1 protein-coding gene is annotated in these 2,158 nt (G+C 46.5%); it reads right to left on the bottom strand.

All coding sequences use genetic code 11. From position 1 onward, the window contains the following. Positions 1-94: 94 nt before the first annotated feature. Positions 95-1,450, bottom strand: a complete 1,356-nt coding sequence (ltrA, locus tag AXF17_RS03305) for a group II intron reverse transcriptase/maturase (protein WP_237049005.1) — start codon at positions 1,448-1,450, stop codon at positions 95-97. Positions 1,451-2,158: the final 708 nt, after the last annotated feature.

The raw sequence follows: 2,158 nt of genomic DNA, 5'->3' as shown, positions 1-2,158 counted from the left end.
AATAGGGTAGAGCGAGGGCGTTAGCCCTCAACCCTCCCGTTGCACCGTACGTACGGGTCTCGTATACGGCGCTACATCAACATAGAATCAAGCGTTAATTCAGATAATACGCCAAAGGGTCGACCAATCCCGGTCGGCTCTTTGTCTTTTTGCCAAGTATCGTTGGATTGAGCAGGAAATTAATATCCCGAATAGTAGCCATTCGGTACCATCCCTGCCTTGCGTTTGCCACGCTTAACAATCTTTTCTCCTCAAGGCCACATTCCTGAATCCTATTCAGAGCCATCAGGTTCTTGAATATGGTCTTCGGCTTTTTCCACTGTTTGAGTATCACTACTCTCACCTTGTGCCTCAGCCATTGTCCATATTCATCAAGAAAGCCTTTCATGCTACCGATTCTGTAGTAGTTTATCCACCCCCGGATGAGCCAGTTCAGTTGCATAAAGGTAGACTTTATGGTTCGCGCAGCCGCTTTCTTCCGACAAAGAATCTCACGAGTCTTCTCATAGAGTTTCTTCTTTCGGTCTTTGGCAAGCCTGCACTTCCAACCGTCTTTGCTCTTCCAGAATGTGAATCCCAGAAAGTTACTCTTCGTAGGTCTTACTACCTTTGTCTTAGTGGCACTGACTCTCAGCCGAAGTTTGCGCTCCAGCCAGCTTGTCACAGACTTCATCACTCTGTCTGCCGCCATTTCACTTTTCACGAAGATGTCGCAGTCGTCAGCGTATCTGACAAAATGAAGTCCCCTTGATTCCAGTTCCTTGTCGAGCTTGTCAAGGTAGATGTTGGATAGTATAGGTGAAAGAGGTCCACCTTGCGGTACCCCTTCTTCACTTGGGCTTACCAAGCCATCTTCCATGACTCCAGCTCTTAGAAACTGTCGAATCAGTCGTAGCGTTTTCGCATCATTAATGCGTTCTCTGAGTATTGAAATTAACTTGTCATGGTTTACCGTGTCGAAATACTTCTCGATGTCAAGGTCTATCACCCACTCATATCCCTCGTTGAGGTATTCGAGGGCTTTCTCTATCGCTCCATGGCAATCTCTGTTCGCTCGGAACCCATAACTATGGTCACTGAAATATTTGTCATATCCCAGAGACAGTATCTGTGCTGTCATCTGCTGTACAACTCTGTCTGTGACTGTCGGTATTCCGAGAGGTCTCTTCTTGCCGTTGGCTTTAGGTATGTAGACCCTTCTTACCGGACTCGGCCTGTATTTACCTTCACGTATCTGAGTCTTCAGCTCTTCCCTATGAAGAGTAAAATACACGTCAAGTTCATCTACCGTCATCCCATCGACTCCGGCTGCACCTTTGTTTCGCTTGACGTTCTTGATTGCCTCGTCAATATTCCTGTCCTGTAATATCCATTCGATTAATTCCACTTGTTGCTCCTCTTTCTGTTCGTAAAACTGCCGGAAATCATCCCCTCTACCTTTTGCCTCCACAGACTTACGTTTCTGCTTTCAGAGCATATCCTCGATTTCGGATTATTCCGACCTTGCTTGCAGTGATTTGCAATACATTGACATTAGACCCTTCCCGTTCGTGCTCCCGGTACTATGGTCTAAGCTGACTCCCGGACGCAAGCCTTTTCCGCACGTGTTTCCACGCCGTCCGGGTCTCCCGGGGTAAGACATAGTTCTTTCGCCACACAACCTCCGGATTTACTGTCTCGGTGATACGTTTACCTTTTGGGCTTCGGTTTGTGTAGCAACCTCACCCACCGTTTAGCCTTGTATCCGGTTTCTGTTCGTAGGCTCGATGGCTTTGCTACACCGCTTCCTTCACTTGAGCATTACTGCTTTCCGCTTGCGGTTCGCTACACTTGGCGGTAAATACCCGTGACTGGACTCTCACCAGTAAGAACTGTGCCATGCCCGGCACACCGACAAAAGGTCGGTAGCATATGCCACCGACCTTAATACATCTAAAAGTTCAGGTTCTATAAATTCTTTTGGGGTTTAGGAGGTACCTATCCATTTCATTGTGGTGTTTTAAACCCCTACCTATACACTTGTTGGGGTAATAAAAAAACACCCCAAAAAAATCAATGTTGTCCCTGACAAGGGGTACACATCATAATTTGGATAATCTAAAAAGGACGGAGATTTAACCATGATTAGTTAAATTCTCCGTCCTTTGTTGTTCCTCAA

It is taken from the genome of Mogibacterium pumilum, from assembly GCF_002243385.1.
In the GTDB taxonomy this organism is placed as follows: Bacteria; Bacillota; Clostridia; order Peptostreptococcales; family Anaerovoracaceae; genus Mogibacterium; species Mogibacterium pumilum.
Note: the sequence above shows the minus strand (reverse complement) of the source record. Positions and strands in the feature narration are given on the sequence as shown.